Source organism: Chryseobacterium sp. MMO-72 (genome assembly GCF_037146035.1).
Taxonomy (GTDB): Bacteria; Bacteroidota; Bacteroidia; order Flavobacteriales; family Weeksellaceae; genus Chryseobacterium; species Chryseobacterium indicum.
Window position 1 is genome coordinate 358,060 of record NZ_JBBCWG010000001.1, and the last position, 26,285, is coordinate 384,344.

The following is a 26,285-nucleotide window of genomic DNA, read 5'->3' on the forward strand; positions in this document are numbered from 1 at the left end:
TCGGGTTTGGTTTTCTAAAAAGCCCCCTTTTTAATCATTTTTCTGTTGAAAAGGTTTAGCAAAAATGAATATTCAAAATATTATGTTAGGTTTATGGATAGGGGGCTTGGCATGGTTTAAGTGTTGAGATAATTATTTTTTATTCGTTTCCGTTTTCCCATTTCACCAGCTCACCCTGTGGTGCAGCACCGCCCTGAGCCGGAGTAATAGGAGGAGTTTCCTGATTGATATGGTAAATATAGGCTGCAATTTTTTCTGCGTCTCTTCCGGTAATGGTTCCTTCTTTAATTAAAGGTCTCATCGTAGGATTGTTGGGAGAACCGTTTTCCAGCATCCAGATTACGTTTTTAAACAGGCTTTTCTGTTTTACATTAATCCAGTGTGTGTCTGTAAGGTTAGGACCAATTCCGCCTTTTCCGTTTTCTCCGTGGCAGGTTACGCAGTTTGTTTTAAATAATTCCTGACCTTCCGCGATGTTGTCTGCACTGTATTTTGCATTTTCCAGTGTTACCTGCGGAGCTGTTTTTTCAAATTCTGCAATGGAAGCCAGCATTGTCTTGGTTTCTGCATTCAGTTCTGCATCCGGATGCGCATAATCTGTGAAGGCAAAAGCGGTAAGATATACGGCGCAGAAAATACACCCGAAGTAAAATAAGCCGATCCACCATTTTGGAAGAGAATTGTCCAGTTCGGTAATTCCATCGAATCCATGATCGATAAGAATATCTTTTTCCTCTGTTGCAGACTGTTTTTTGAATGCCGAATTCCAGAGTTTCTGAAAGTAAGGCGTATTTTTATCTTTAATATAGGCTGCTTTTTCTTCGTCAGATAATTTCTTAAAATTTTCACCTTCAATTAAATCTCCAATGGAATTCATGATGAGAAGAAGAATAATGGCAATAAGCATTAATCCCCAGAAAAAGGGTGAAGAAAAATATCCTGAATCGTGCGCGAACATTTCGAACGCCATAATTGTTAAACCTACTGTTACGAGAATGTAGATTGAAATCGGGGTTCTTGTTTTCATGTCAATTTAATTTAAATTATTCTGCACTTGCAGTTTTAATCTGAGTGGTTTTAATATCGGTTCCCAATCTTTGCAGATAAGCGATCATGGCTACGATTTCTCTTTTTTCCAGAGGAACGAATGAAGCACCTTTTGCCGCACGGTCTTTTTCCACCTGATCTTTTACGTCTTTCGCTTCAGAATAAATTCTTTTTACGATAGCACCAGCCTGATTGTCTGCCCATTGGTTTGCGGAATCTATTTCTGCCTTTGAATAAGGAACGTCAAAGTAATTTTTCATTAATTTCATCTTGTCTACCGTCTTTGTTCTGTCCAGTGTATTGCTGATCAGCCAAGGGAAACGCGGCATGATAGAACCCGCTGAGGTAATTCTTGGATTATACATGTGTTTAAAATGCCATGAATCCGGGTTTCTTCCACCTTCTCTCTGCAGATCTGGTCCTGTTCTTTTAGATCCCCAAAGGAATGGTCTGTCGTAAACAAATTCTCCTGCTTTGGAATACTGTCCGTTTTTGCCTTCAAATCTTACAATTTCATCACGGAAAGGGCGGATCATCTGAGAGTGACAGGCGTTACAGCCTTCGCGGATGTATAAATCTCTTCCTTCCAGTTCCAATGGTGAGTAAGGTTTTACTGCGGTAATGGTAGGAACACTCTGTTTTAAGGTTAATGTCGGAATAATTTCTACCAAACCTCCGATGGCTACTGTAATGAAAGCCAATATTGCCATAACTCTCGGAGTTCTTTCGATCCATAAGTGAATTCCTTCGCCTTCTTTTCTTGCAGATCCGATATTTGCCAGTGCCGGAGCTTCTGCCGGAACGTTTTTCTGGAAAGATCCTGCTTTGATGGTTTTAATAACATTCACCACCATTAAAATGGCTCCTGAAATATAGAACAGACCTCCTAAGAATCTCATTTTATAGTAAGGAATAATTGCAGTTACGGTATCCAGCCAGTTTTTCCAAACTAAAGTTCCGTCCGGATTGAACTGTTTCCACATTAATCCCTGAGTAAATCCTGAAATATACATCGGAACCGCGTAGAAGATAATTCCTAAAGTTCCCAGCCAGAAATGCCAGTTGGCTAGTTTTCTGGACCAAAGCTGGGTTCTCCACATTACAGGAATCAGATAATAAACGATACCGAAAGCCATGAAACCATTCCATCCTAATGCTCCGATGTGTACGTGACCGATTACCCAGTCTGTATAGTGGCCAATTTTATTTAAAGATTTTGTTGCTAAAAGCGGGCCTTCAAAGGTTGCCATACCGTAGCATGTTACCGCAACAACAAAGAATTTTAAGATAGGATTTTCTCTTACTTTATCCCATGCTCCTCTAAGAGTCAGTAATCCGTTCAGCATACCTCCCCAGGATGGAGCGATCAGCATGATGGAAAAACCTGTGCCCACTGCCTGTGCCCAAGCCGGAAGCGCAGTGTATTGTAAATGGTGTGGTCCTGCCCAAAGGTAAACGAAGATCAGAGACCAGAAGTGAATGATGGATAATTTGTATGAAAATACAGGTCGGTCTGCCGCTTTTGGTAAGAAATAATACATTAAACCTAGAACTGGAGTTGTCAGTACGAACGCTACCGCGTTATGACCGTACCACCACTGAACCAACGCATCTTTAGCTCCTGCGTAGATAGAATAAGATTTCCATGTGGTAAAAGATAACGGAACTTCAAGATTATTAAAGATATGAAGCATTGCTACGGCAAGCCACGTTCCCATGTAAAACCAGATGGCTACATAAAGATGTCTCACTCTTCTTTTGGCAATGGTTCCGAACATATTGATCCCAAAAATCACCCATGAAATGGTAATTAAAATATCAATCGGCCATTCGTGTTCTGCATATTCTTTTGAGGTGTTAATTCCCATTAAGAAAGTAATTACCACAGAAACAATCATGATCTGCCATGTCCAGAAGTGAATCCATGACAATGTATCACTGTACATTCTAGTTTTAAGAAGTCTCTGCATACTGTAATACGCACCGCAGAAAAAGGAATTACAGACAAATGCGAAAATCACAGCACTCGTATGAAGCATTCTGATTCTCCCGAAACCTAAAGCTCCCTGAGTATTAATAAGCCCCTGAATATTACCGGATGCTAAACTTTTAATCGTTGTATCATCGGTTCCGAATAAAAATTCCGGAAGTTCAGGATAAAAAAGCATCAGCGCAGCAGTAAGCCCGAGTAAAAAACCCACCAAACCGAATGCGATTGTAGCATAGAGGAATGCTCTGACAATATTATTGTCATAATTAAATTTTTGCGTCTCCATAATTCCTATTGTGTTGTACTGAAGTTGATATTTTTCTATTAAAGCTTAATTTCACAAACAAATTTTAAGGTAATATTAAATATCATGTAGTGTAATAATGTTTTGACAAAGGTATTTACTAACTTTGTGTAAGTCTAATAGATATACTTCTAAAATATACCGAAAACTACTAAAACCGGAAGACATGAAAATATGTGGACAAAATATCAGAAAAATAAGACGGAGTAAGGATTTTACTCAGGAATATATGGCTTTTGAGATGGGGATTTCTCAGAAAGCATATTCCGATATTGAAAATTCCAAAGTAAAGATCAATCTCGATATTCTTACCAGAATTTCAGATATTTTAGAAATTAAGCCTTCTGATATATGCAGTATTTCAGATAAGTGCGGTAATGGCTATGAAGATAAATATAATGATCTGGTAGAGTATATGAAGAAAAACGGAATTGAAGTTCCTAAAGAATATTTATAGTATTGTTAGATATAAAATCGGAAAGGCTGCTTATTTTGAGGCAGTCTTTTATTTTTTAAAACGAATTAAGCTTGAAGAAAATAAAAATTTATTAAAATAAGTAGACCGGAATTCTTAAAAACAGAAACAAAAAACCACCCTTGAAAAAGGATGGTTTTTGTAGACTCACAGGGATTCGAACCCCAGATGACTGAACCAAAATCAGTAGTGTTACCGCTACACCATGAGTCTCTGTTTGTTTTAGTGGTGCAAATTTACAGCTTTTTTTATTACATACAAGAAAATGTTAAACTTTTTTTTAAATTTACTGTATATTTTATTCTCGGAAATGATGCAGATCGACTTCAATAATCTCAATATTAATCAATTATCTTTTGAAACAGAATTCGAAATCAAGGTGAAGAATTTTCTGGAAGAATGGTTCTCGGATTCTGGTACCGTAAAAGTACAGACTTCCGGTTCTACGGGAACTCCCAAAGTTTTTGATATTGAAAAAAGCAGAATGATGAATTCCGCAGAGATGACCTGTGATTTTTTGAGATTGAAAAAAGGAAATACGGCTTTAATCTGTCTTCCTGTCGAATATATTTCCGGGAAAATGATGGTCGTTCGTTCAATGATGAGAAAATTAAAATTAATTGTTGTCGATCCTTCGATTAACCCTGCTGAAACATTGAATCAGAAAATCGATTTCTGCGCCATGACGCCGCTTCAGGTTGAAAATTCTTTAGATAAACTGTATCTGATTAGAAATCTGATTATTGGCGGAGCCGCAGTTTCCGAAGACCTGAAAAAAAAGATGAAGGAAGCTTTGAAAAACTCAGACTCTGAAACCTTTATTTTCGAAACTTACGGAATGTCTGAAACGCTTTCTCACATTGGATTAAAACAGATTTTGCCAAACCCTGAAGAATATTTTACGGTTTTTGAAAATGTAGAAATATCTTTGGACGAAAGAAACTGCGTGAGAATTTTTGCCCCCAAATTAAATCCCGAAATTCTTCAAACGAATGATTTAGTTGAAATAAAAAACGAGAAGCAGTTTAAATTCTTGGGAAGAATTGACAATGTAATCAATTCGGGCGGTGCAAAAATATTTCCGGAGCAATTGGAAGCTCTGGTAAAAAAAGAAATTCCGAATGAAGTGGTTTTCTTAGGTGTTGATGATGCAAGTCTGGGACAGAAATTGATTGCAGTACTTGAAGGCGGAAAATCGGACGATTTAATCAAAAAAGTAAGAGAGATTCAGTTTGAAAAAAGTTTTCACAAGCCGAAAGAAATTATTTTTGTTGAAAAAATTCCGAGAACGCCCAATGGGAAAATTAATAGAATTGAACTGAAAAAACTTTTAAATAACACCATTTAGAAAATGAAAGATTTTACCAAAGAACTAAGTTATAAGACTTCCCGCAGCAACGGAGCAGGAGGACAGAATGTGAATAAGGTGGAAACTTCCGTAACGGTTCTTTGGAATGTGCAGGAATCCGGATTTTTTAATGAATTTCAGAAAAACTTAATTCAGGAAAAACTCAGGAACAGGATTAATGCAGAAGGATTTTTATTTTTAACTGTTTCAGAAAGCAGAACGCAGCTTGCCAATAAAAATAAAGCGACGGATAAGATCCTTGAAATCGTGAATAAAGCTTTGGTTGTACCTAAAAAGCGTCTTGCCACAAAACCTTCAAAAGCTCAGAAGCAAAAAAGATTAGACACGAAAAAGAAATTATCGGATAAAAAAGAAAACAGAAAGTTTAAATATTAGACGAATTTCATTATTACGGTTGATTTTTTAAATGTTAAACTTTATTTTCTTTGACATCAATTCACATATTCGTTTTATTTTTGCGGCAAATTTTTTAAACTAATGATCAAAAAACTATTCGCATTGGGTTTATTCTCAATCTCAGTATTTTCTTTTGCGCAAAAAGTTTCTATTTCTCCATCGGTAGGTTATGCGTGGAGACTGGCAAAAACTCCGGACAACATTCCGAGAGATCAGAAAGAATACATTAAAGGAATAAAAAGTGGTCTTAATTTCGACGTTGCATTGCGTTACGAAGTGAAAAGAGGACTTCTTATCGGTTTCAAATATTCCAACTATAGTGCTTCTACAAGCGGAAGATTAAGTGTGACGGACAATACGGGAAATATTGTTTCGGCAAATGTAAGTACAAAAGACCAGATTAATTTTTACGGTCCGGAACTTACGTTAACCAATGATGCTCACGAAACAAAGCACAAACTGTTTATGGATGTCGCTTTAGGAGCAATGACTTACACCACAAAAACAGGAACGGTAAAAGGAAAAGGAACAACATTCGGAGCGGAACTGGATTTTGCCTATCAGTACGAAGTAAGTAAGAACTTTTTAATCGGTCCGAAAATCGGACTTTCCGGAGGAACCCTTAGCAAAATGAGCTTTAACGGGCAGTCGGTAGAATTCGGAGAAGACCAAAAAGAAGGTTTAACGAGACTTTCTTTAAGTGCAGCCGCTACATTCCGTTTTTAAGTTTTATCTTTGCAAAAATTATAAAAAATGAGCAAACCGATAACTGAGTTCATAGAAAAGTACTACCTGCACTTCAACGCAGCTGCATTGGTGGATGCTTCTAAGGGATATGTTGCACATCTTAAGGATGGCGGAAAAATGATGATTACTCTTGCCGGAGCAATGTCTACTGCGGAGTTGGGAAAAATTCTTGCAGAGATGATCCGTCAGGACAAAGTAGATTTCATTTCTTGTACAGGGGCAAACCTTGAAGAAGATTTAATGAATCTTGTAGCACATTCTCACTATGAAAGAGTTCCTCACTACAGAGATCTTACGCCACAGGAAGAATGGGATCTTCTGGAAAGAGGTCTGAACAGAGTTACAGATACCTGTATTCCAGAAGAAGAAGCTTTCAGAAGATTGCAGAAACATATCTATGAAATCTGGAAAGATGCAGATGATAAAGGTGAAAGATATTTCCCGCACGAATACATGTACAAAATGATCCTTTCCGGAGTTTTGGAACAGTATTATGAAATCCCGAGAGAAAACTCATGGATGATCGCTGCTGCGGAGAAAAATTTACCAATTGTCGTTCCGGGATGGGAAGATTCTACAATGGGTAATATTTTCGCATCTTACTGCATCAAAGGAGAACTTAAATTCTCTACGATGAAATCAGGGATCGAGTATATGGCTTATTTAGCAGACTGGTACACTAAAAATTCAGCAGGAAAAGGAGTTGGTTTCTTCCAGATTGGTGGAGGTATTGCCGGAGATTTCCCGATCTGTGTGGTTCCAATGCTGTATCAGGATATGGAAATGCATGATATTCCGTTCTGGTCTTATTTCTGTCAGATTTCAGATTCAACGACTTCTTACGGTTCTTATTCCGGAGCAGTTCCGAACGAGAAAATTACCTGGGGTAAACTGGATATCACAACACCGAAATTTATCGTTGAAAGTGATGCTACCATTTGTGCACCATTGATGTTTTCTTATATCCTTGAAAACTAATTGTGTAAATTTCAATTAATTATATTTAAAAGGCTTATTTATTAAGCCTTTTTTTGTATCATACTTTTAATTTAACCGCAAAAGACTCAAAAGAACTCATTGAAAAAGATAGAAATTCAAAAGTTTGCAAAATGTGACTTTGTTAATTTTTTCATGTTTTGTAACCTTTTGAAATACTCTTTACATTCAAAATTCTTTTGTTTCTTTTGTGGTTTAAAAACTAAATAACTTTTACTGTTATAAAACTTGGAAGCTTTTCAGAAAAATAAATTCGATGCTCTTACAGGAATGCGTGCTGTTGCGGCGATTATGGTATTTGTATATCATAACCGTAAATACTGGCGTAATGATCTTCCGTTTGAAATCATGCGTTTCATCAGCGAATGGCATATCGGAGTAACCGTTTTCTTTGTCCTGAGCGGATTTTTACTCGCTTATCGATACGAAGAAAAACCTCTGGAATCCAAAAAGTCTTATTTAAAATACATTTTACTGCGGATCGCAAGAATTTTTCCATTGTACTGGATTTTACTGAGCGCTTTTTTTCTGGATGTAAAATATTCCAAAGATGTAGATACCTATTTTTTACAGTACTCGCTTTTTTACTCTTTATTTGAAAAATATTCTGTCTCAGGAATCGTTCAGGCTTGGTCGCTTACGGTAGAATTTTTCTTTTATCTTCTCGCTCCGTTTTTATTTCTTTTGCTTAAAAAAAACTGGAGCTACTGTATTATTTTTTTAGCCGGATTTTTTCTTTTAGGTTGGGGAATCGGTTATGGATTGTATGAATATAACGGAAATCCGGAAGGCTTTTTATATCCTCTGAAATTCATGACAGGAAGCACGTTTTTCGGGAGAAGCTTTGAATTTTTCTTCGGAATGTTGCTTGCTTATGTAATGAAGAAAGAGAAAGGTATTCAGTTTTTAAAAAAATTAAAACGGTCTACTTTGTTGGGCGGTATTTCAATTATTCTCTTGACCATTGCCATTGCATTTTTTGCACGGAATAACTTTGTGCATGGAGTAGAACGATGGGAAGGAAGACTGATTCACGAATTTTTGCTTCCGGTCGCGATTATCACTTTCTTTTGGGGACTGATGTCTGAAAAAACATGGGTTTCAAAAGTTCTTTCTTCAAAACTATTGATTCTTCTGGGAAATGCCTCATTTGTGTTTTACCTGATCCATTTGAGTTATTTCAATATGAAACTCAAATCCTACGTTTATCTTCCCGACAAAAATTTTGTCCTGTTGTGGATTTGTTCAATCATTATTTATCTGCTCATCGAGAAACCTCTGTACGAAAAATGCAGAAAATTAATTGCTAAGATTAAATAAAACAATTTCCATTTAATCCATCGAATTTATCAGGACAAAATAGCGGTAGGCGAGAATTCCTTTCTGAATTTTTGTCAGTTTGCTTGGATCTTTATCACTTAATTTGGGTAAAATTGCCTTATTTATTTTATTCAAAAAGCGGAAAAACGATTTTTTCATAACTTTATATTTTACAGATTGAATTTCAATGGTCAATTCAAAAATAATGCAAAACAAAAATGGACGAAATATTTAAAAAGCAGGTTTGGGAAATCACTAAGTTAGTTCCGAAAGGCAGAGTAACGAGTTACGGAGCAATTGCCAAAGCAGTGGGTTATCCCAATCATTCCCGCCACGTTGGAAAAGCAATGGGAGGTTGCCCGAAAGATGTTCCAGCCCATCGTGTGATTTCAAGTTCAGGAACTTTATCGGTTCCGGAATTTCAGGAAAGGCTGGAAGCGGAAGGAATTACTGTGGAAAATTTCAGGATTAAAAATTTCAAAAACCTGTTCTGGAATCCGCTGGAAGAGCTGTAAAAAGAGAATATTTACCATTCAGAATACAAAAATTACGGCTGAGTCTGTTTTTTTTGGCGAAAGACTTTTGTAAAGGCTAGTTTTGCTTCATAAATAATACGCTATGAAAACAAAACTTCTATTCTCCGCACTTTTTTTAATGACAGTTTGCTTTTTTAAAGCACAGATGGATGATAATTTCTACAAGCCGGGCAAGACACTTCGTCCTGTAGAAAATCTGGTTTACGAAGATTTTTCCATTCCGGTGGAAAAAGATACGATTACAGGAATTATTTTAATGCCAAAATCGGTAAAAGCCAAAGGAACAGTTCTGTTTTTTCACGGAGCAGGAGGAAATGTAACTTCTTATCTCTTCATGACGAAACCTTTGGTTGAAAATAATTTTCAGGTAGTAATGGTCGATTTTCGAGGTTATGGAAAGTCAACAGGAAAACCAACTCACCTTAACATCGCATCAGACGGACAGATTTTCTTTGATAAAATGATGCAAAGACCTGAAATTGCCGATACCAAAATTATTCTGTACGGAGCTTCTATGGGATCGCAGATTGCGGCTCATTTAGCAAAAAATAATAAAACCAAAATTGCAGGACTGGTAATGGACGGAAGCCTTTCTTCTTTCACGGATATTGCGATGTATTACAAACCTGAACTCAAGGATGTCATTTCCCGATACGTTATTTCTCCTTATTCTGCTAAAGAGGATTTACAGGATACGGAAGGTCTTCCCAAACTTTTTATCCACAGTAAAGACGATAAGGATGTTCCTTACGAAGAAGGATCTGAGAATTATGCCAAGGCTTCTTTGCCGAAAGAGTTTTTGGAATATTCAGGAAAACATCTGGAAGCAATGAATACACAGGCTGGAAAAATTGTTTCGGCTATTGATAAGATGCTGAATAAATAAAGAGGTTTGGGTTTCGGCGGCTTCGCCGCCGAAACCCAAACAAAAAATCCGGCGGAGCTTTGCTCCGCCGGATTCCATATAAAAATAGTCAATTTACTTTTCCAGTTGCTTATAACTTCTCTGGATGAAGTCTGTAAGTTCTTTTCCTTTCAATAAATTCTGCGAAAGTTTGGCGAGATCCAAAGCATATTTAATCAAATCTGATTTCGCTTCTGTACTTTCCGTTTTTAAAATCTGACCCGCAAGTTCGCTGTTGGAATTTACCACCAGATTATACATTTCCGGAAATCCTCCCATTCCGAACATTCCGCCGCCTCCGGTTGCCTGCATATCTTTCATTCTTCTCATAAATTCAGGCTGGGTAATCGTGAAAGGTGCATCATTGCTGTCTAAATCTTCAAGCTGAACGGTAAATTTGGTATCATTGATTGATTCTTCAACGTTTTTCTTTAAAGATTCCTTTTCAGTCTCTGTTAATTTTGAAATTACAGGCTCATCTTTTTTAATCAGATTGTTGATGTGATCTGCATCTACTCTTGCAAAAGAAATTTTATCTTTGGATGTTTCTAGTTTTTGAATCACGTGAGGAATAATCGGAGAATCCAGAAGAAGAACTTCGTATCCTTTATCTTTTGCAGACTGGATGTAAGAGTGCTGTTCATCTGCGTTGGACGCATAAAGAACGACCAGTTTTCCATCTTTATCGGTCTGAGTAGGCTTAATCTTTTCTTCCAGTTCATTCCAAAGGAAATATTTTCCGTCAGTGGTTGGATAAAGAGTGAATTTATCAGCTTTTTCTGCAAACTTTTCTTCGGTAACAATTCCGTATTCGATCACTACTTTAATGTCGTTCCATTTTTTCTCGTAATCTTCACGGTTTTCGTTAATTAAAGATGCCATTTTGTCGGCAACTTTTTTCGTGATGTATGAGGAAATTTTCTTCACGGCTCCGTCTGCCTGAAGATAAGAACGGGAAACGTTCAATGGAATATCCGGAGAATCGATCACACCGCGCAGAAGCATTAAGAAATCCGGTACAATTCCTTTCACTTCATCCGTTACAAAAACCTGATTCTGATACAACTGAATCTTATCTTTTTCGATATTTAAATTATTGTTCAGTTTCGGGAAGAATAAAATCCCCGTTAAATTGAACGGATAATCTACATTCAGGTGAATATTAAACAAAGGTTCCTCAAACTGCATGGGATACAATTCGTGGTAGAACTTCATATAATCTTCATTCGTCAGTTCGCTCGGCGCGATAGTCCATGCCGGAGTCGGGTTGTTGATAATATTGTCAACTTCTTCCGTTTCTGCAACCGCATCTTCAGGAGCATCTTCCGGTAAAGGAAGCGTATGGGTTTTTGTCCCGAATTTAATAGGAACAGGCATAAATTTGTTATACTTCAACAGCAGTCCACGGATTTTTCCTTCTTCCAGAAACTCTGTAGAATCTTCTGCAATGTGAAGAATAATTTCAGTTCCTCTGTCTGTTTTATCCGTAGTTTCCTCTAAAGTAAATTCAGGGCTTCCGTCACAGATCCAACGAACTGCAGGTTCATCTTTGTAAGATTTGGTAAGGATTTCTACTTTTTCTGCAACCATGAAGGCAGAGTAAAATCCAAGTCCGAAATGTCCGATAATTCCTGAATCTTTTGCCGTGTCTTTGTATTTTTCCAGAAATTCTTCAGCACCTGAAAAAGCAACCTGATTGATGTATTTTTCAACTTCTTCACCCGTCATCCCGATTCCTTGATCGATGATGTGAAGTTTTTTGTTTTCTTTATCTACTTTTACTTCAATCTTCGGATTTCCGTATTCCACTTTTGCTTCACCGATGCCTGTTAAATGTTTTAGTTTTAACGTAGCATCCGTTGCGTTGGAAATTAACTCTCTTAAGAATATTTCGTGGTCACTGTAAAGAAATTTTTTAATAAGCGGGAAAATATTTTCCACAGATACATTAATATTTCCTTTAGTCATAATAATTTTGGTTTTTTAATTTTCTATACTTTCTCAAAAAAAATACCGTTTCCAAGAAAGTGACATTTTGACATTTTTTCAGAATTTCTTTTAAGTGAATTTAAATTCAACTACAAAAATCATAAAGACAATTGTAAATCATTTATTGGAATATTTAGACTTTTAAGCAGAACAGATAGAATCTTTTGCCATTTTGTGGTTAAATAGTTTATCCTGAAAATACCTCTATAATGCAGATTTATTCGCAAAAAGCCTTATTTTTAGTTCTTAAAATATTTAATAATGAATTTGAAAAGTGCAGTTTTGCTTCTGCTTCTCATGGCTTCGTATGTCTATGGGCAGAAAAAACCGTTGGATCATTCGGTTTACGATAATTGGCAGAATATCGGAGCCAGAAAAATATCCAATGACGGAAAATGGGTAGGATATTCAGTAGATGTGCAGGAAGGAAATCCCGATCTTTACTTACATTCTGTAAAAAATAAAAGCACAAAGAAATTTCCGAGAGCCACAAAAATGGAATTTACCAGCGATTCCAGATTTGCAGTTTTCCAGATCCGTCCTTTTTACAAGGATATAAAAGCCGTAAAAGATAAAAAATTAAAACAGAATAAACTGACCAAAGACACCCTCGCTGTTTTTGATTTCTCTAAAGGAACGACAGAGAAAATTCCTAATGTAAAAGGATTCAAAATTCCGGAAAAGGGAGGCTCTTTCGTGGCTTATCTGCTGGAAAATATGAAAGACAAATCTTCCGACAGTGCTTCAGACAAAGATGATGACGACGAAAACAAAGATGATGATACAAAGGCAAAACCATTACAGTTGGTGATTAGAAATCTTTTGGACGGAAAAAGTACAACCTATGATAATGTGGTTCGCTATCAGTTCAGCAAAAATGGAAAACAGCTTGTTTTCGTTACAAAAAAACCGGAAGAAAAACCTAAAAAAGGGAAGGAAGAGAAAAAAGATTCAATAGAAGATAAATCTTTGGCTAAAAAAGAAACAGATAAATCCAAACCGAAAAAATATACGCTTCAGACAGTTCAGGTTGTTGATCTTAAAACCGGAAATGTCAATAGAATCTCAGAAATGGAGGGAGATTTCTCACAGCTTGCATTTGATGAAGAAGGAAATCAGTTAGCTTTTGTTGGAACCTCTTCTGCACAGAATGATCTCGTAAAACTTTACCAATTGTATTATTTTAATTTTAAAGTAAATAAAAATAAAACGGTAACCAACGATCATTCTCAAATGAAGAAAAACTGGGTAGTTTCAGAAAACCGTTTGCCTATATTCAGTAAAAACGGAAAACAGTTGTATTTCGGGGTGGCTCCGAAACCTGTTGCAAAAGACACGACATTGATTGCAAACGATCATGCTGTGCTCGATATCTGGAATTATAAGGATGATTATCTGCAAACGGTTCAGTTAAAAGAATTGAGAAATGATCTTAAAAAATCTTACGCTGCAGTAATGCAGACCGACAAACCGGAACTTTTCACCAATATCGATGGCGAAGATCTCGATACTTTGCGATTGGTAAATGAAGGAAATGCAGAATTTGTATTGGGAATTACCAGTATGAATAACCGCATTTCTTCACAATGGGAAGGTTCTGAAAAGAAGACTTATTTTATTATCGACAATAAAACAGGCGAAAGAACAGAAATCATTAAAAACCTGAATGGCTCAGTTGCCGTTTCTCCGTTGGGAAAATTTGTTGTGATTTTCGACAGAGAAAAAGGACAATGGCTGAGTTATAATGTAAAAACAAAACAGACAGTACCGCTCAATAAAGATTTGTCCGTTTCTTTTGTAGATGAAGAATTCGACATGCCGGATTTTCCTAGCGCATATGGAATCGCATCATGGACGGATAATGATGAATCCGTCATCATCAAAGACCGATACGATCTTTGGGAGTTTTTTCCGGACGGCTCTAAAAAGCCTAGAAATATCACCAACGGATTCGGGCGCAAAAACAAAATTACTTTTGATACATATGATTTAGACAAAGACATTAAAAGTGTAAACCGGAAGAATTCTATTTATTTATCAGCGTTTGATAATGTTTACAAAGCCAACGGGATTTTTAAAACGACCATTCAGTCCGGTTCTGATCCTGTGAAAATTCAGATGGAAAATGTTTGGGGATATCGAAGTCTTCAGAAAGCGAAGAATGCAGAAGATTATATTTTAGTAAAAGAATCCTACACCGATTCTCCAAATATTTTTACGACTTCCGATTTTAAAAATCAGGAAAAACTAAGCAGCACTAATCCTCAGCAAAGTCTTTACAATTGGGGAACAAGTGAATTGGTTAACTGGAAAACTCCGAAAGGAAATTCGTCGACAGGCGTTCTCTACAAACCTGAAAATTTCGATCCGAACAAAAAATATCCGATGATTGTTTATTTCTACGAAAAACTATCGGATAATCTGAACCGTTACGTAGCACCGTCTCCGACTCCTTCAAGATTAAATATCTCTTATTTTGTAAGCAACGGATATCTTGTTTTTACACCCGATATTTCGTATGTAGATGGCTTTCCGGGAGAATCGGCAATGGAATATATCAATTCGGGTGTTGAAAAACTAAAAGAAAATTCATGGGTGAATGGCTCAAAAATAGGAATTCAGGGACAAAGCTGGGGTGGTTATCAGGTTGCGTATCTCATTGCCCACACAAATATGTACGCCGCAGCATGGAGTGGTGCTCCTGTCGTAAACATGACTTCTGCATATGGCGGAATAAGATGGTCTTCAGGAATGAACCGACAGTTTCAGTACGAAAAATCGCAAAGCAGATTAGGGAAAAATCTTTGGGAAGCTCCTGAACTGTATATTAAAAATTCACCGCTTTTTACCATTGATCAAGTGAAAACTCCGGTGGTGATTATGAGTAACGACAAAGACGGAGCTGTTCCGTGGTATCAGGGAATTGAGATGTTTACCGCATTGCGCCGTTTAGGAAAACCGGCTTGGCTGTTAAATTATAATGGTGACGACCATAATCTAATAAAACGCCAGAACCGAAAAGATATTCAGATCCGTGAACAGCAGTTTTTCGATTATTATCTTAAAGATGCAAAAGCGCCGGTCTGGATGACGAAAGGGATTCCTGCAACCCAAAAGGGAAAAGACTGGGGATTTGAATTAACCGATGAAAAGCCTTAATGTATAAACAACAAATCGGCGGAGCTGAAAGCTCCGCCGATTCATTTTATCGCGTTATCAAAAAACTTATTTATTCTTAAGTTCCTCTTTAATTTTGTTTTCCAGTTCTTCTGCAAGTTCGGGATTGTCTTTTAAAACATCCTTTACTGCATCACGACCTTGTCCAAGCTTTGTTTCTTCGTAGCTGAACCATGAACCGCTTTTCTTTACGATTCCCTGTTCTACAGCCTGATCCAGAATTTCTCCTGTTTTAGAAACGCCTTCACCATACATGATGTCGAATTCTGCCTGTTTGAAAGGCGGGGCAACTTTGTTCTTAACAATTTTCACTTTCACACGGCTTCCGATCGCTTCATCACCCTGTTTGATAGGCGCACTTGCCTTTCTGATGTCAACTCTTACCGAAGCATAGAATTTCAAAGCGTTACCACCCGTTGTCGTTTCAGGATTTCCGAACATAACTCCGATCTTCTCTCTCAACTGGTTGATGAAAATAACCGTACATTTTGTTCTTGAAATGGTTGCCGTTAATTTTCTTAAAGCCTGAGACATTAATCTCGCATGAAGACCCATTTTAGAATCTCCCATTTCCCCTTCGATCTCTGCTTTTGGCGTAAGCGCAGCAACCGAGTCAATTACCACGATATCAATCGCTCCCGAACGAATCAGGTTATCAGCAATTTCCAGTGCCTGTTCTCCGTTGTCCGGCTGAGAAATAATAAGGTTTTCAAGATCGATTCCCAATTTTGCGGCATAAGTTCTGTCGAAAGCGTGCTCTGCGTCAATAAACGCTGCAATACCTCCTGCTTTCTGAGCTTCTGCAATGGCGTGAAGCGTTAACGTTGTTTTACCGGAAGATTCCGGACCATAGATCTCAATGATTCTTCCTCTCGGATAACCACCCACTCCAAGAGCGATGTCCAATCCCAAAGATCCTGAAGGAATTACCTCAATTGTACTGTCTACGGAATTTTCTCCCAAGGTCATTACCGTTCCCTTTCCGTATGTTTTATCTAGTTTGTCCAGCACTAAAGCCAGTGCTTTTTTCTTATCGTCTATGTTACTCATCTGATGTTTAAATAATTTATCAAAAATACAAAAATTTACGCTCAAAAACTAATCTTTCCTACCACTAAAAGTTGTTTTTATAGTTAAAAAAACATAAAATTCAGATGCACATCAAAAAGAAAAATAGAATCTTTAAAACTTTTGTTTTACCTTTTATTAGGAGCTTTTTCGCACTTTCCGCTGCAATCTTTTTTTTCAAAAAAGGATTTTCGCTGCAATCACGGCTAGGGTAGAAGTCATCAAATAAATTGCAGTCTTTGCAGTAGATTTTAATGAAAATTAGAATTTTGGGTGATGCTGAGATAATCACTCAAGACTTTCATCTGATCTTTATTCCCTTTTTTTATTCTGGCTTCACGGCTCACGAGTCGGTCAGCAATTTTGGTAATCATTCTTTTCGTTACAGGAAAAGCCTTTCTGTTGGAAACTTCCGGAATTTTCAGTCTTTTGCACACTTCATCATCCAGTAAAAACCATGTACAGCAGATGTGGAGATAGCGAAGATTCTTTCTCTGAAAGTTGTATTTCAGGATCGGGTTTTCCAGCGATTCATTCAGAAGAGAATGAGCCAGCAAAACAGAATCTGCATCTGCAGAAGGCTGAACCGAAGTCCACAAATAGAAATACTGCGTTGCCTGTACTTTATCATTCGGTAAAAGATCTTCCGGAATTCCCAGAAGATAACCTACATATTTCCAAAGGTGGAAAAGCCCTTTTTCTTCCTCTTCAGAAAACGTGTTTCCCAGTTTGTGCAGACTGTGCATAAAGACGAGACTGAAACCAATATACGTTGCCATCATATCCCATGAATTAATGGGTTCTCCCCAGTTTTTCGTGTCCCATTCTTTATAATATTTCTTAATGGAAACTCTTGCGTAAGAATGGATCAGGCGGGTTTTTATGGCAAATTCATATCCTTTTTTATGAACTTCCAAAGCATCATATCGGGTAACATTTACCCAAAAATCAAGCGTTTCAGAAAGTCTTTTTACAGCGCCTTTTTTTAAGGCTTCCGTTGCAATAAGGGGTTTGTTGAGGTAAGCATAATCATAACCTCCGATCAGGCAGTAATCACGAAGAGAGATCAGAGAATCCACATTGCTTCTCATGCAGAGTTCTGCACCGCTTTTAATCAGATCATAATCCAGCCAGTCAGGAATTTTCTGAGTTTGCAGGAAAAGCTGTTTCACACTTTCCGGAACATCATCATTCTCAGAAACTCCATTTCGGATGTAACCTTCAATTTCTCTCGAAGCTTCATGAAATTTTTGAGTCAGATAAACATCTTTTACAACCCGATCGCCGACTTCATCCACATCATAAAAATAAGATGCAAACTTTTCAAAATCTTTAAAACCGACTTCTGCTCCTGAAAAATCAAGAAGCTGCTTTCCGTTGCCTTTTGTCCAGAAATCCTTAAAATGCTGCGAATCTTTAAAGCGTGGCTGTAAAATTGTTTTCTCCATTGAAGGCTAAAGTTACAAGTTTTGCGCCGCAATTGCAGAGTGAGATTTATCAGGAAAACTCTTGTTAATAAACTGATTATTCACAATTAACTATTCACTATTCACATTTGACATTTTATATCAATCCCCATTCAAACGCCTTTTTCAACAGTTCTTTGCTGTTTCTGGAGTTTGTTTTGGCTAAGATATTCTTTCTGTGAGTACGAACTGTATGTTCTGATAAAATCAGCATTTTTGAAATTTCCGGTCCGGAATATCCTTTGGCAATAAGCGAAAGAATTTCAGTTTCTCTTTTGGTTAAATTGATTTCCAGATCTTTTTTTAAAGAAGAATTTTCAATTTTAATCTGAATAAAATCTTTCCGATGGCCGATTCCTGTCATGAGAACCGTATACGGATTCTGCTTTGTAATATGATGGATATTGGTATGAATATTAATAGACTGTACCAGGTTTTTATCCTCATCTTCCCACGTAAGAACCGCCTGATGATGAAAAAGCTCGTAATTTCCCGAAGCGGTTTTCATTCGGAAACAGTAACTGGGTTTAAGAAAAAGCTGATGTTCTTTACCAATTTTCATTAAAATTTCCACCACTTTCTGTTCGGCTTTGGTAATAAACTCAATATCATCGGGATGAACCAGGTCAATCACATCTTTTAGATTCTGCGGATATTCTTGTAACCCATGAATTTTTAAAATATCAGGATGATGGTTAGAAATTACACTGTTGGTAAGATTTAATACGTAATAATAAAATTCTCCTATCGCAAACATTTCACCAATGATACGCTCAATCGGAGGGATATTGGAAATATGTTTCTCCTGTCTTCCTACGCCTGAATAGGAATTCCAGACTTCAACCAAGGGGTGTTTTTTTTCCGAATTATCCATATAAAAGATTTGTAACTAAAATAGTTAAAGTTTCTTTAAAATACCACAAAAGGGGGATTTTTTTATATCAATAAAATTTGAAAATTTGTATACACCAATAATCATGAAAACTCATTCTAAATTTTTTTCCGTTTTTTCGGATAATGTTTTCATATTTTCTTTAAAAAAACAAAATTTACATAATATCATTAATATGTCAGAAATAGTTTAGAATTTTCTGTTAGCTGTTTGAAAATGATAAACTGGAATCCTCTGCAATTTTGCAGGGGATTCATTATTTTGCTCGCCTGTGTACATTATTACTTAACAAAAGTTATCTGTCCGGTCCACGATAACCGAATAATTCATAAATATAAAATCCTAAAATGAGAGCATAAAATACTGAAGCTACGGTAAGAATAAGAACAACAATATTATTTTTACTTTGCTTGGTAAAAAATTTAATAAATCCATACGATATTATTACCAAGCCGACCGCAAAAAGATAAAATATATGTCCTGAATATATCATTTGTAAGCCCCATAAAATTCCCCCAATAGTTCCGCCAAGAATTCCTCCGAGAATACTTCCGATGTATGTACTTGTTTTTATTTCTACGTCTTTTTTCTCAGCTTCTATTCTGCTGCTCACAATTTCTGTAATCTCATGAATTTCTTCTGTGGACAGTATTTCAGAATATAGGGTTGAATTAATGTCGTTTTTGGTATTTCCTTTTTTATAGAGCTGATTTGCCTCATGATGAACTCTTCTCTTTTCCTCTTCTTTTTCAACCAGTTTATAATATCTTTCCTTCAGAGCACTGAATCCGCCTCTTTCTTCTACCACTGTTTCAAGCGCTTTTTTCGCGTCTTCGGTATATCCGTTTGAATTCAGATAGACATTCATAAGCTCAGAATCGGAATATTTAGAATATCTTTCAATAAGTTCATCAAGCATGTTTATTAATTTTAAGCGGTTAAATTAAACAAAAAAACCTTCCCATCAGGAAGGTTTTCATATTTTAAGCTGATGCTTTATTAGTTAGATAAAGAAGCAGCGTGGATCAGCATATCTACTAACTTGTTAGAATATCCCATTTCGTTGTCATACCAAGAAACAAGTTTTACGAAGTTTGGAGAAAGCATAATTCCTGCATCTTTATCGAAGATTGAAGTTCTCTTATCTCCTACGAAGTCCTGAGAAACTACAGCATCTTCAGTGTATCCAAGAATACCTTTCAATTCACCTTCAGAAGCCGCTTTAATAGCTGCACAGATTTCATCGTAAGAAGTCGCTTTTTCTAATCTTACGGTAAGGTCAACTACAGAAACGTCAACAGTGGGTACTCTGAAAGACATCCCTGTTAATTTTCCGTTCAATGAAGGGATTACTTTTCCTACTGCTTTTGCAGCACCTGTAGAAGAAGGGATGATGTTGTTTAAAGCAGCTCTACCACCTCTCCAGTCTTTCATTGAAGGACCGTCAACCGTTTTCTGAGTAGCCGTTGTAGCGTGTACCGTAGTCATTAAACCTTCTACGATTCCGAAGTTATCGTGGATCACTTTTGCTAATGGAGCCAGACAGTTGGTTGTACAAGAAGCGTTTGATAAGATTTTGATATCGTCTGTAAGTTCTGTGTGGTTTACACCCATTACAAACATTGGCGTATCATCTTTAGAAGGAGCAGAAAGAATTACTTTTTTTGCACCTGCAGCAATATGTTTTGCAGCACTGTCTTTATCTAAAAATAAACCTGTAGATTCTACAACGTAATCTGCACCTACTTCGTTCCATTTCAAATTGCTTGGATCTTTCTCAGCAGTTACTCTGATTCTTTTTCCGTTTACCACAAGGTCATTACCTTCTACAGAAACCTCACCCGGAAAAATTCCGTGTACAGAATCGTATTTAAGCATATAAGCCATGTATGTAGCATCGATAAGGTCATTGATTCCTACTACTTCGATGTTATCTCTTTCAGTCATTGCTCTGAAAACAAGACGTCCAATTCTACCAAACCCGTTGATACCTACTTTAATTGTTGACATAATAGTTTGTTTTAAATTATATTAAAATATTAGATTGCTAAAATTTCTGAAATCAGTAAAAGATCTTTATTGATTTCGTTGTGTTTTTTAATGGCTTCTTCAATCGGAGTGTATACCAAATCATTGGAACGCATTCCTGCCATTACGTTGGTTTGTCCTTCCATTAATCCTGTTACGGCTCCAAACCCCAGTCTGCTTGCTAAAACTCTGTCTGCACAACTCGGAGAACCTCCTCTTTGCATGTGACCCAAAATTGCAACACGAATATCGTAGTCCGGGAATTCTTTCTTTGTTTTTTCTGCAAGTTCATACACGTTGGCTAATTTCTCACCCTCTGCAACGACAACTATGCTTGAAGCTTTTCCTGTCTTTTCTGCACTTCTGAAATTAGCAAAAAGTTCATCGATGCTGTCTTTTTTCTCAGGAATCAAAATATCCAGAGCACCGGTTGCCAGTCCGCTGTTCAAAGCGATAAAACCTGCATCACGACCCATTACTTCCACAAAGAAAACTCTGTTGTGGGAAGTTGCCGTATCACGGATTTTATCAATCGCTTCCATTGCTGTATTTAAAGCAGTATCATAACCAATGGTGTTGTCCGTTCCGAAAATATCATTATCAATCGTTCCCGGAACACCAATTACACGGATGCCGAACTCCTCGTTGAAGATTTTTGCTCCTGTGAAAGTTCCGTCTCCCCCAATACAGACCAAACCGTCAATGCCATATTTTACACAATTGTCATAGGCTTTCTGACGGCCTTCTTTGGTTCTAAATTCCTGGGATCTGGCAGATTTCAGAATAGTTCCGCCCTGGTTGATTATATTTTTTACGGAACGAGGTCCCATTTTAAGGAAATCATCGTTGATCAAGCCATTATAACCTTCTCTTACTCCGTAACATTCTATTTTATAATAATTTGCGGTTCTTACTACCGCCCTTAATGCTGCATTCATACCCGGAGAATCTCCTCCTGAAGTAAGAACTGCAATTTTTTTTACAGCACTCTCTTTCATCTAGTAAAAAATTTCGAACACAAATTTACAAAAACAAGTTCAGATAATCGCAGTAACTTAAGAAGAGTTTTGCATATAAATGATTAAACCTGAATAAAATTTATCGGTTTACAAAAAAATATTAATGTTTTTGAATGAAAATTATCGAGATGAAAATTAATTTAATGCTTTTCGGTAAGATATTTCCAGTATCTTCTCGGAACGTGCTGAATATGAAGCTTCATATTTTTTCTCTCCACGATATTAGTCTTCGTGAAATATCTTTGCCAAAGCGTCTGGTAATTTTTTTCTTCATCGTGAAACTTCTGCTGATAACGGTTCAGATCTATTTTTTCATCGGGATAAAAAAAGTCGCAGGTTTCAAGATCGTATAGAATTCCGTAATTTCTTCTCAAATCATAAATCATCCATTTCTGATCCTGATAACGGTCTTTGAAATGTTTCCGGATTAAAGGGAGTACATTGAAATCAGGATCTATTTTGGCGAAGAAAACACCGTCCTGCATTTTTTCAAAACGGACAAAGGCCGTCATTCTGTGTCTTTCCCGACTGACGGATTTACAGATTTTTGAGATCTTCAGAATGTCATTATCGGCATAGTTTTTCAGAATATTTTCATCGGGATGTTTTACAGATTGCTTTACAGCAGACAAAATAAGCTGTTCCAGTTCCGGATCTTCAGATAAGAAAACTTTTAACAGCTCGTGAATTCCGGCTTTTCCGATATTCTGTTCTAATTTGTTTAAAACCCTTTCAGATTTATCATTTTGAGTAATGACTTCATGAATTTCCGCAAAGATATTTTCCTGATGAAATCTTTCTTTACTTACAATTTCCACGTCCTTATATTTATATTCAAAAACTTCGAATACAGCCGTTAAAAGCCCGTCGAAACTGCCGTCGTAGAGTAGGGTAGTCATCTGAGTTGGAAGGGAGTGTTTTAGTGTTTTAGAGTTTGTGATCTTGTGTTATTATGTTGCTGTTATTTCAGTATTTATAATATTTTGCTACAGGAAAAATTTCGGAATATCTCTGCTTCCGTGCAAAACTCTCACAATTCTGATATGATGATCTAAAATCCTGTAAAAAATAACGTGATTGTCTTTCGGAAAGCTATATAAACCTTTTTTTATTTCATCTCGCTTTTTGCCTAAATGTGGATTTAAAAATAAATTTTGAAAAATTTCTTCAATTTCCAAAAGATATGTTTCTGCTTGATTAAATCCAAATTCATTCAAAGTATAATCAAAAATATCCTCCAGATCTTTATCAGCAATTTCCGATAAGATATAGGTTTTCTTAGACATTGCTGATTCTGTTCTTTTTAGCCTGAATAATATCCTTTACAGAACGAGAGCTTTCAACATCATTCCAGCCTTTTTCTATTTCAGCTTTTAAATCCTGAATCACACGGTGCCGATAAACTTCATGAAGCCGCAATGCATCACGCACAACTTCACTGGCATTCTGAAAGTCACCGGATTCTATTTGCTTTGAAATATATTCTTCCTGCTTTTTTGTGAAACTGACATTCATAATAAATTCTTTCTTCGAAGTTATAAATTATATCCAAATTTAGCAAATATGGATATTGGAAATTATTTTCTCTGTTTTAAGATAAGATCAAAGGATTGAATTTAAAACAACGTCAATTGCTGCGAAAACTGATTATGAAATTTCGAAGAACTTCCGCCAATCAGCAGTTTTTTCAGATTTTGATTCGTCAGATATTTTAAAAAGGCATTTCCTGCGTTAAAATCAATGAAATATTTAGCGCGGTTCACTGCAGCTCCCAACTTTTTCAGATGATCCATATTCAGAACCTGAAAACGTCTTGCGCTTACAATTTTCTGTGCTGTTTTTACTCCAATTCCCGGAATTCTCAAAATCATCTGATAATCCGCAGTTTGAAGATTAACAGGAAACTGATCTAAATGCCGCAAAGCCCAACTTAGTTTAGGATCGACTTCAAGATCTAAAAATGGCATATTCGGATCCAGTATTTCTTCAGCTTTAAAACCGTAAAAACGCATCAGCCAATCCGACTGATACAAACGGTTTTCACGAAGCATCGGAACTTCAGTGGTAAGAGCGGGCAGTCTTTTATCTTCCAAAACCGGAACATATCCGGAATAATACACTCTTTTCAGACTGAAATTTTTATAAAAATGATCGGCAACTTTAATGATCTGTAAATCATTTTCATTCGTAGCACCTACAATCATTTGCGTAGATTGTCCTGCAGGAGCAAATTTTGGCGTTTTCCTGAACAGTTTTTTCTCATCTTTATATTGTGCAATCCCGTTCTGGATATACTTCATCGGATTAAGCATATCCTGTCTGTTTTTTTCAGGAGCCAGCAATTTCAGTCCGCTTTCGGTTGGGATTTCAAGATTGACGGATAAACGGTCGGCGTACAAAGCAGCTTCCTGCATCAGTTCATCACTTGCTCCGGGAATCGATTTTAAATGAATGTAACCATTAAAGTTTTCTTCAAGACGCAGTTTTTTTGCCACACGAACCAGACGTTCCATAGTCGTATCTGCATTTTTAAAAATTCCTGAACTTAAAAATAAGCCTTCAATATAATTTCTGCGGTAAAAATTGATCGTTAAATCTACCACTTCCTCCACAGTAAAAGCAGCTCTTTTAATATCATTTGAACTTCTGGAAACACAATAAGCGCAATCGTAAATGCAATGATTGGTCAATAGAATTTTGAGAAGAGAAACACATCGTCCATCTTCCGTATAAGTATGGCAGATTCCGCTTGCGGAGCTGTCTCCCAAAGCACCTTTTTTATTCTTTCTCGAACCACCGCTTGATGAGCAGGAAACATCATATTTCGCTGCATCGGCAAGGATCTCAAGTTTTTCTTTCAGGCGGTCAAAATTCATTTCACATTCTTTTTTTGCTGATTTCTATTATCACATTAGATTTCAAGAAAACATTCAGATTTAATTAAAAATCTTTGATTTTTAAAACTGCTGTGTTCTTTTTTTTAGTTCATTTAATTCTAATATGACTTTTGTGTAAAAATTAACTCTATTAAGTTTAAAAGATTAATTTTTCTGTTCAAATTTAATTCCAAAATTGATAAAAGTCAATCTTTTTTGATAGAAGTTATCAACCGTTTAAAGTGACAAATTTAGTATATTTACGCTCATTAAATTTATGTTATGAATCATAAACCCGTTGAAGGTTTTTCCAAATTAACAAAACAGGGGAAAATCGACTGGCTCGTAAATGAGTATCTTGAAGGAAACGAAGAATACCAAAATATATTAAACCAATACTGGAACGAAAATGCTGATTTGCAGAAACTTCACGACGAATTTTCTGAAAATACCATTTCCAATTTCTATATGCCTTACGGAATTGCTCCGAATTTCCTAATCGACGGAAAACTGTTTGCGCTTCCGATGGCAGTGGAAGAAAGTTCTGTAGTTGCAGCAGCTTCAAAAGCTGCGAAATTTTGGATCGATAAAGGCGGTTTTAAAACAACGATCATTAACAACGAAAAACTGGGACATACCCACTTTATTTTTAATGTTGAATCTCATAAGCTGCTTCATTTTTTTAATTTTAAACTGAAGAAAAAATTACTGGAATCGACGGAAGACATTACGGCGAATATGAGAAAACGCGGTGGCGGAATTTTAGACATCAAATTGGTTGATAAAACGTCTGAAATGGCGAATTATTATCAGTTGAAAGCAAGTTTCGACACCGTAGATTCGATGGGAGCCAACTTTATCAATTCCTGTCTGGAACAGTTCGGAAAAACATTGAAGCAGGAAGTGGCTGCAAGCGAGGATTTTTCTCAGGAAGAAAAGAATTCTCTGCAGATCGTAATGAATATTCTGTCCAATTTTACTCCGGATTGTATCGTAAGAGCTGAGGTTTCCTGCAAAATCGAAGATCTGAAAGACGACAGCGGAATTTCCAATGAAGAATTTGCATGGAAATTCAAACAGGCGGTAACGATTGCTGAAATTGAGCCTTTCCGTGCGACCACTCACAATAAAGGAATTATGAATGGAGTAGATGCGGTTGTTATTGCAACAGGAAACGATTTTCGTGCAACGGAAGCCTGTGCTCACGCCTACGCAGCGAGAAATGGGAGATATTCTTCTCTTACGCACTGTACAACAGACAACGGAATTTTCAGATTCTGGATTGATCTTCCGATTTCTGTTGGTGTTGTTGGTGGTTTAACGAATCTTCATCCTTTGGTAAAATTCTCTTTAGCGCTTCTTGGAAAACCTTCTGCTCAGGAACTGATGAGTATTTTGGCGGTTTCCGGATTAGCTCAGAATTTTGGAGCGTTACGATCTTTGGTGACGACTGGAATTCAAAAAGGGCATATGAAAATGCATCTGCTGAATATTTTAAACCAGTTAGGCGCGACAGAAGAAGAAAAGCAGCACTTTGTGACATATTTCAAGGACAAAACCGTGAGTCATCATGAAGTGATCAATGAGTTTAACAGAATGAGAGAACAGTAATGTTTGGAATTATTGTAGCTGCTTTTATGCTGGCTTTCGGAATTTTTCTGAAACTGACCAAAAATCCGGGGTTCG

At 36.7% G+C, this 26,285-nt stretch carries 23 protein-coding genes and 1 tRNA gene; 10 read left to right on the forward strand and 14 right to left on the reverse strand.

From position 1 onward, the window contains the following. Positions 1–139 precede the first annotated feature (139 nt). Together WFH39_RS01645 and ccoN are read right to left on the reverse strand one after the other, a co-directional pair. Positions 140–1,027 carry a c-type cytochrome gene (locus WFH39_RS01645; protein ID WP_336688552.1) on the reverse strand — a complete coding sequence of 296 codons (888 nt, stop codon included), beginning with the start codon at positions 1,025–1,027 and terminating at the stop codon, positions 140–142. Positions 1,028–1,043: 16 nt separating this feature from the next. After that, on the reverse strand, positions 1,044–3,323 hold the full coding sequence (gene ccoN / locus WFH39_RS01650; protein ID WP_235129626.1) for a cytochrome-c oxidase, cbb3-type subunit I: 2,280 nt from the start codon (positions 3,321–3,323) through the stop codon (positions 1,044–1,046). A 184-nt stretch (positions 3,324–3,507) separates the two neighbouring features. Between ccoN and WFH39_RS01655 the strand changes: the two genes are divergently transcribed. Then, positions 3,508–3,798, forward strand: coding sequence for a helix-turn-helix domain-containing protein (locus WFH39_RS01655; RefSeq protein WP_235129627.1), 291 nt, complete (start codon positions 3,508–3,510; stop codon positions 3,796–3,798). A 160-nt stretch (positions 3,799–3,958) separates the two neighbouring features. Here WFH39_RS01655 and WFH39_RS01660 read toward each other — a convergent pair. Then, positions 3,959–4,029, reverse strand: a tRNA-Gln gene (locus WFH39_RS01660). A 100-nt stretch (positions 4,030–4,129) separates the two neighbouring features. On the opposite strand from WFH39_RS01660, the gene WFH39_RS01665 reads away from it, so the two are divergent. The 7 genes from WFH39_RS01665 to WFH39_RS01695 all read left to right on the forward strand — a co-directional run bounded on the left by WFH39_RS01665 (position 4,130) and on the right by WFH39_RS01695 (position 10,066). Next, positions 4,130–5,164 carry an AMP-binding protein gene (locus tag WFH39_RS01665; protein WP_336688680.1) on the forward strand — a complete coding sequence of 345 codons (1,035 nt, stop codon included), beginning with the start codon at positions 4,130–4,132 and terminating at the stop codon, positions 5,162–5,164. 3 nt (positions 5,165–5,167) lie between these two features. Further along, positions 5,168–5,560: an alternative ribosome rescue aminoacyl-tRNA hydrolase ArfB gene (gene arfB / locus WFH39_RS01670; protein WP_336688553.1), complete on the forward strand. Its 393-nt coding sequence runs from the start codon at positions 5,168–5,170 to the stop codon at positions 5,558–5,560. A 102-nt stretch (positions 5,561–5,662) separates the two neighbouring features. Continuing rightward, the gene (locus WFH39_RS01675) at positions 5,663–6,307 is read left to right on the forward strand and encodes a hypothetical protein (protein ID WP_336688554.1); all 645 of its coding nucleotides are present in this window, start codon (positions 5,663–5,665) and stop codon (positions 6,305–6,307) included. A 27-nt stretch (positions 6,308–6,334) separates the two neighbouring features. Next, positions 6,335–7,306 carry a deoxyhypusine synthase family protein gene (locus WFH39_RS01680; protein WP_288460215.1) on the forward strand — a complete coding sequence of 324 codons (972 nt, stop codon included), beginning with the start codon at positions 6,335–6,337 and terminating at the stop codon, positions 7,304–7,306. 246 nt (positions 7,307–7,552) lie between these two features. Further along, positions 7,553–8,644, forward strand: coding sequence for an acyltransferase family protein (locus WFH39_RS01685; protein ID WP_336688555.1), 1,092 nt, complete (start codon positions 7,553–7,555; stop codon positions 8,642–8,644). A gap of 218 nt (positions 8,645–8,862) precedes the next feature. Further along, positions 8,863–9,159 carry an MGMT family protein gene (locus WFH39_RS01690; RefSeq protein ID WP_087712189.1) on the forward strand — a complete coding sequence of 99 codons (297 nt, stop codon included), beginning with the start codon at positions 8,863–8,865 and terminating at the stop codon, positions 9,157–9,159. A 103-nt stretch (positions 9,160–9,262) separates the two neighbouring features. Continuing rightward, positions 9,263–10,066, forward strand: a complete 804-nt coding sequence (locus tag WFH39_RS01695; RefSeq protein ID WP_336688556.1) for an alpha/beta hydrolase — start codon at positions 9,263–9,265, stop codon at positions 10,064–10,066. A 93-nt stretch (positions 10,067–10,159) separates the two neighbouring features. Here WFH39_RS01695 and htpG read toward each other — a convergent pair whose 3' ends face one another. Next, the gene (gene htpG, locus WFH39_RS01700) at positions 10,160–12,052 is read right to left on the reverse strand and encodes a molecular chaperone HtpG (RefSeq protein WP_336688557.1); all 1,893 of its coding nucleotides are present in this window, start codon (positions 12,050–12,052) and stop codon (positions 10,160–10,162) included. A 282-nt stretch (positions 12,053–12,334) separates the two neighbouring features. On the opposite strand from htpG, the gene WFH39_RS01705 reads away from it, so the two are divergent. Beyond that, on the forward strand, positions 12,335–15,232 hold the full coding sequence (locus WFH39_RS01705; RefSeq protein ID WP_336688558.1) for a S9 family peptidase: 2,898 nt from the start codon (positions 12,335–12,337) through the stop codon (positions 15,230–15,232). A gap of 66 nt (positions 15,233–15,298) precedes the next feature. On the opposite strand, the gene recA is transcribed toward WFH39_RS01705, so the two are convergent. From recA to WFH39_RS01755, 10 genes are all read right to left on the reverse strand, one after another. Then, the gene (gene recA / locus WFH39_RS01710; protein WP_087712199.1) at positions 15,299–16,300 is read right to left on the reverse strand and encodes a recombinase RecA; all 1,002 of its coding nucleotides are present in this window, start codon (positions 16,298–16,300) and stop codon (positions 15,299–15,301) included. Between the two features lie 269 nt (positions 16,301–16,569). After that, a complete protein-coding gene (locus WFH39_RS01715) occupies positions 16,570–17,766 on the reverse strand; it encodes an oxygenase MpaB family protein (RefSeq protein WP_336688559.1) in 1,197 nt (398 codons plus the stop codon). A gap of 115 nt (positions 17,767–17,881) precedes the next feature. Beyond that, on the reverse strand, positions 17,882–18,658 hold the full coding sequence (locus WFH39_RS01720; RefSeq protein WP_336688560.1) for a response regulator transcription factor: 777 nt from the start codon (positions 18,656–18,658) through the stop codon (positions 17,882–17,884). Between the two features lie 313 nt (positions 18,659–18,971). Continuing rightward, positions 18,972–19,595 carry a hypothetical protein gene (locus WFH39_RS01725; RefSeq protein ID WP_336688561.1) on the reverse strand — a complete coding sequence of 208 codons (624 nt, stop codon included), beginning with the start codon at positions 19,593–19,595 and terminating at the stop codon, positions 18,972–18,974. Between the two features lie 80 nt (positions 19,596–19,675). Then, positions 19,676–20,686, reverse strand: a complete 1,011-nt coding sequence (gene gap, locus WFH39_RS01730) for a type I glyceraldehyde-3-phosphate dehydrogenase (protein ID WP_108411166.1) — start codon at positions 20,684–20,686, stop codon at positions 19,676–19,678. Between the two features lie 29 nt (positions 20,687–20,715). Then, the gene (gene pfkA / locus WFH39_RS01735) at positions 20,716–21,702 is read right to left on the reverse strand and encodes a 6-phosphofructokinase (protein ID WP_076390826.1); all 987 of its coding nucleotides are present in this window, start codon (positions 21,700–21,702) and stop codon (positions 20,716–20,718) included. A gap of 161 nt (positions 21,703–21,863) precedes the next feature. Beyond that, on the reverse strand, positions 21,864–22,622 hold the full coding sequence (locus WFH39_RS01740) for a TIGR03915 family putative DNA repair protein (protein WP_336688562.1): 759 nt from the start codon (positions 22,620–22,622) through the stop codon (positions 21,864–21,866). A gap of 87 nt (positions 22,623–22,709) precedes the next feature. After that, positions 22,710–23,009: a type II toxin-antitoxin system RelE/ParE family toxin gene (locus WFH39_RS01745; protein WP_108408967.1), complete on the reverse strand. Its 300-nt coding sequence runs from the start codon at positions 23,007–23,009 to the stop codon at positions 22,710–22,712. Further along, positions 23,002–23,238 carry a type II toxin-antitoxin system ParD family antitoxin gene (locus WFH39_RS01750; RefSeq protein WP_116097145.1) on the reverse strand — a complete coding sequence of 79 codons (237 nt, stop codon included), beginning with the start codon at positions 23,236–23,238 and terminating at the stop codon, positions 23,002–23,004. Before WFH39_RS01750 ends, WFH39_RS01745 begins: the two co-directional genes overlap by 8 nt. 101 nt (positions 23,239–23,339) lie before the next feature. Further along, the gene (locus WFH39_RS01755) at positions 23,340–24,599 is read right to left on the reverse strand and encodes a putative DNA modification/repair radical SAM protein (RefSeq protein WP_108408965.1); all 1,260 of its coding nucleotides are present in this window, start codon (positions 24,597–24,599) and stop codon (positions 23,340–23,342) included. Positions 24,600–24,881: 282 nt separating this feature from the next. Between WFH39_RS01755 and WFH39_RS01760 the strand changes: the two genes are divergently transcribed. Beyond that, positions 24,882–26,210: a hydroxymethylglutaryl-CoA reductase, degradative gene (locus tag WFH39_RS01760; protein ID WP_336688563.1), complete on the forward strand. Its 1,329-nt coding sequence runs from the start codon at positions 24,882–24,884 to the stop codon at positions 26,208–26,210. Positions 26,211–26,285 lie beyond the last annotated feature (75 nt).